This window comes from Streptomyces thermovulgaris (assembly GCF_002155915.1).
Classification (GTDB): Bacteria; Actinomycetota; Actinomycetes; order Streptomycetales; family Streptomycetaceae; genus Streptomyces; species Streptomyces thermovulgaris.
Window position 1 is genome coordinate 1 of the sequence record NZ_MUME01000029.1, and the last position, 4,468, is coordinate 4,468.

At 75.2% G+C, this 4,468-nt stretch carries 3 protein-coding genes; 1 reads left to right on the forward strand and 2 read right to left on the reverse strand.

What is annotated here, in order from left to right; genetic code table 11:
* Positions 1-33: 33 nt before the first annotated feature.
* A complete protein-coding gene (locus CCN35_RS03535) occupies positions 34-2,418 on the forward strand; it encodes a transglutaminase TgpA family protein (protein WP_086791475.1) in 2,385 nt (794 codons plus the stop codon).
* Positions 2,419-2,905: 487 nt separating this feature from the next.
* On the opposite strand, the gene CCN35_RS03540 is transcribed toward CCN35_RS03535, so the two are convergent.
* Together CCN35_RS03540 and CCN35_RS03545 are read right to left on the reverse strand one after the other, a co-directional pair.
* Complete coding sequence (locus CCN35_RS03540) at positions 2,906-3,295, reverse strand: DUF3040 domain-containing protein (RefSeq protein WP_067392783.1); 390 nt, start codon at positions 3,293-3,295, stop codon at positions 2,906-2,908.
* A gap of 274 nt (positions 3,296-3,569) precedes the next feature.
* Positions 3,570-4,340 (reverse strand): methyltransferase, encoded by a 771-nt coding sequence (locus tag CCN35_RS03545; protein ID WP_067392780.1) that lies wholly within the window; start codon positions 4,338-4,340, stop codon positions 3,570-3,572.
* Positions 4,341-4,468 lie beyond the last annotated feature (128 nt).

The following is a 4,468-nucleotide window of genomic DNA, read 5'->3' on the forward strand; positions in this document are numbered from 1 at the left end:
GCCGGGCCGTACGGACGAGCGGGAGGGGCGGACATGAGCGGACGGACACGGCTGGCGTGGTGCGCCGCGGCGGCCACGGTGATGGCGGCGTGCGCGCTGCTGCCGCTGGTGTCGTCCGCGACATGGATCGTGCAGGTCGCGCTGATGCTGGCGGTGCAGTCGGGCGTCGGCGTGGCGGCCCGGCGGGTGCCGCTGGCACGGCCGCTGACCCTGACGGCGCAGATCCTGGTCGCCCTGGTGCTGCTGACCCTGGTCTTCGCCCGGGAGCAGGCCCTCGCCGGGCTGGTGCCCGGCCCGGAGTCCTTCGGCCGTCTGGCCGAGCTGCTGCGGCAGGGCGCGGACGACGTCGGCCGGTACGCCACCCCGGCGCCGCTGACCGACGGCATCCGGCTGCTGCTCGTCGGCGGTGTGCTGCTGATCGGGCTGCTCGTGGACGCCCTGGCGGTGACGTTCCGCAGCGTGGCCCCCGCGGGGCTGCCGCTGCTCGCCCTGTACTCCGTGGCCGCGGGCCTGTCCGAGGGCGGCACCGACTGGCTGTGGTTCCTGGTCGCCGCCGCCGGCTATCTGATGCTGCTGCTGGCCGAGGGCCGGGACCGGGTCTCGCAGTGGGGACGGGTGTTCGCCGGGGCGTCGTCCCCGGGGGGCAGGGCGGCCGCGCCGATGCGCACCGGGCGCCGGATCGGCGCGCTCGTCCTGGGCATCGCCCTGGCCGTGCCGGCCGTCCTGCCGGCCATGCGGGGCGGGCTGCTGGACGCCGCCGGCACCGGGGTCGGCACGCGCGGCGGAGGCGGCGGCACGATCTCCGCGGTGAACCCGCTGGTGTCGCTGCGCGACAGCCTGAACGTCGCCGAGAACCGCACGGTCATGAGCCTGCGCACGGACGCGTCCGACGTCTCGGACCTGTATGTGCGGATCGTGTCCCTGGACGAGTTCGACGGCGCCACCTGGAAGCCGTCCCAGCGGCGCATCGTCGGCGTGCCCGACCCGTTCCCCGCCCCGGTCGGGCTGAGCGACGAGGTCAGGCGCAGGGAGATCACCACCACCATCGCGACGGCCGACTGGTACGCCCAGGACTGGCTGCCGATGCCGTATCCGCCGAGCGGGGTGCGCATCAAGGGCGACTGGCGCTACGAACCGGTGGGCATGACCCTCGTCGGCGACCACGGGCAGAACACCCGCGGACTGACCTACCAGGTGAAGAGCCTTCTGCTGCAGCCGACGGCGGAGCAGCTCGCGACCGCGCCCGCTCCGCCGCCGGAGCTGAGGAGCGAGTACACCAGGGTGCCCGAGTCGCTGCCGCCGGACGTGGCGCGGACCGCCCGCCGGGTCACCGAGGGCGCCGCGAACCACTACGAGCGGGCGGTCAGGCTGCAGGACTGGTTCGCCGTCGACGGCGGCTTCCAGTACGACACACAGGTCGAGACGGGCAGCGGACCGCAGGCCATCTCGCGGTTCCTGGAGGAGAAGCAGGGCTTTTGCGTGCACTTCTCCTTCGCGATGGCCGCGATGGCCCGCACGCTGGGCATACCGGCCCGGGTCGCGGTGGGCTTCGCGCCCGGCTCCCCGCAGGGCGACGGCACGGTGGCGGTGGGTCTGCGGGACGCGCACGCCTGGCCCGAACTGTACTTCGAGGGCGTCGGCTGGACCCGGTTCGAGCCGACCCCGACGCGTGGCACCGTGCCGTCGTACACCCGGCCGGAGGCCCCGGACACCAGCCTGCCGCGCCCCGAGGAGCCGTCCGAGGAGGAGAGCGCGGTGCCTTCCGCCGCGCCCTCGACGAACCGCAGCTGCCCGCCGGAGCTGATGCGGCTGCGGGAGTGCGGGGTCCCGTCCGCGCAGGCCGTGCCGCCCTCCGACGGCGACGGCCCGCGGTGGTACGCGGTCCTGGGGTGGGTGCTCGGCGGTCTGGTGGCCGTCGCCCTGCCGCTGTCCCCGCTGCTGTGGCGCAGGCGGATGCGCTCCGTCCGGCTGGGCGCGCACGGGCGCGGCGAGACGGACGTGGCGCCGCACGTCCTGGGGGTCTGGGAGGAACTGACGGACACGGCCTGGGACTTCGGGATCCTGCCGGACGAGTCGCAGACTCCGCGCGGGGCCGCCGCCCGGATCGTGCGTCTCGGACGTCTCGACCCGGTGTCCGCGGCCTCGGTGCACCGCCTGGCGAGCGCCGTGGAACAGGTCCTGTACGCACCGCGTCCGCGCCCGGTGGCGGGACTCGCCGAGGACGTCCGCCGGGTCACCGGGGCCCTGCGGAGCACGGCGTCCCGCGGCACCCGGCTGCGGGCGACGCTCGCCCCCCGCTCGACCGTGCGCCTGGTCTGGGCGGCCTCGGCCCGGTGGGCCGCGCTCCGCTCCCGGGTCCGCTCCCGCCTCGCCGCCCTCCGGCCGCCCGTGCGCAGACCGTCGGGGCAGCGGGGCTGAGCCGGGCGGGCGGTGCCCCGGAGGACTCTGCGGACGCCGGAGGCTCTCCGGACGTGCGTGAGGGGGTGACCACCGTCGGTGGTCACCCCCTCGTCGACGTCAAGGGTGATCGGCGGGCCGGGACCTGCCTCGGCCGGGGCGCGGAAAATCGACGGCCGGCTCTGATCCGGACGGGTGGAGACGGCACGAGTGCGGGCTCAGGGAACCCGAAGGAGCGCACCAGGGTCCCTGGCCGCGGCACGGCCTTGCGGCCGGTGCGGGTGAGAGGTCCCGGGGAGTGTCGTTCGGATCGGGCCGGCTCCGATGAGCGGCGCCCGGTGACCGGGGTGAGCGGGGGTCGGTGCGTGCAGGCGCAAGGCGGAGGAGGGAGTCGACGCGGAGCGCCGGCGAGTGACGACAACGCCGCTGGGGGTGCCCCCGCGCCCGTCCAGGGCAGGGGGAGTGCGTGCCGCCCCCGCGATCCGCGGCATGGTCCGAACGACGCCCCTCAGTGGCCGCCCTGCTCGTCGCGGCGGCGCTGCCAGCGCTGTTCGATGCGGTCCATCATGGAGCGCTTCGGCCGGGCCTGTCGGGCGCCCGGACCGCCGATGATCTGCTCGCCCGGCTTGGGGGCCTTGCGCCAGCCGGTCACGGCCAGCACGGCGCAGCCCAGCATGACCAGGAAGCCCACCACACTGACCCAGATCTGCTGGGCGACCATTCCTGCCATGAGGAGCGCGACACCCACGAGGAAGCCCACGACTGCCTGGTAGACCCGCCGCCGGGTGTACGTCCGCAGCCCGTTTCCCTCGAGCGCCGACGCGAACTTGGGATCTTCTGCGTACAGCGCTCGCTCCATCTGCTCGAGCATGCGCTGCTCGTGCTCCGAGAGCGGCACGGAGTCCTCCTCATCGTGCAGTCGCCGGGTGGCGACCCGGGGGTCCCTTCAGGATAGGCAGGGAATCGCCCCCGTGAAACCCGCCCCTCTGCGCCAATTGACAACCGGAACCCGTCATGTCGGGCCTGGCCCGCTGAGGTGTCCATTCCCCGGCGGCCGACCCGTCATGCCGGGCGGTCCCCTTCGATCATACGGCGCAAAGCCGTCGTCCGGGGGTCCGCGGCCCACTCCGCGCCCGGCGGGGCGGCGCCGGGCGGCCCCGCACCCGGCCGGCTCAGCCCCCGGCGGCGTCCCGGGTCTCGCCGAGCACGTGCAGCTGCGTGGCCACCGAGTGGAAGGCGGGCAGCTCCGCCGCCGCCTCCTCCAGCTTCAGCAGGGCGTCCAGCGCTCCGGGCTCGGTGTCCACGAGCACACCGGGCACCAGGTCGGCGAAGACCCGTACGCCGTGCACCGAGCCGACGACCAGTCCGGCGCCCTCCACGAGGGCGGTGAGCTGGTCGGCGGTGAAGCGGCGCGGCATCGGGTCGCCCTCGCCCCAGCGTCCGTGGGGATCCTCGAGCGCGTGCCTGGCCTCCGTGAAGTGACCGGCCAGGGCACGGGCGAGCACGGCACCGCCGAGCCCGGCGGCGAGCAGGCTGAGGAAGCCCTCGGCGCGCAGGGCGTCGACCGCGTTGCGCACGCCCTCGGCGGGGTCGTCGACGTACTCCAGGACGCCGTGGCACAGCACGGCGTCGTAGCCGCCGCGCTCGACGACGTCGAAGAGGCCGTGGGCGTCGCCCTGCACGCCCCGGACCCGGTCGGCCACACCGGCCTCGGCCGCGCGGCGCTCCAGCGCGAACAGGGCGTTGGGGCTGGGGTCGACGACGGTGACCCGGTGGCCGAGACGGGCGAGGGGCACGGCGAAGTTGCCGCTGCCGCCGCCGGTGTCGAGGACGTCCAGTGACTCCCGGCCCGCGGCCTTGACCCGGCGGTCCAGGGCGTCCCGCAGGACCTCCCAGACCACGGCGGTACGGAGAGAAGCGCGTGGGCGCATCGGGTCCGACACGGCAGTTGACTCCTCGGCGCGGCACCGCCTCTTGCGCGGCGGAGCGAACGGTCTTCCCTTCCCGCCCGGCACAGGCGCCGGAAGGGCTTCAGGCGTCTTCCACCCTATTGCCTCCCGGCGGGCTCCCG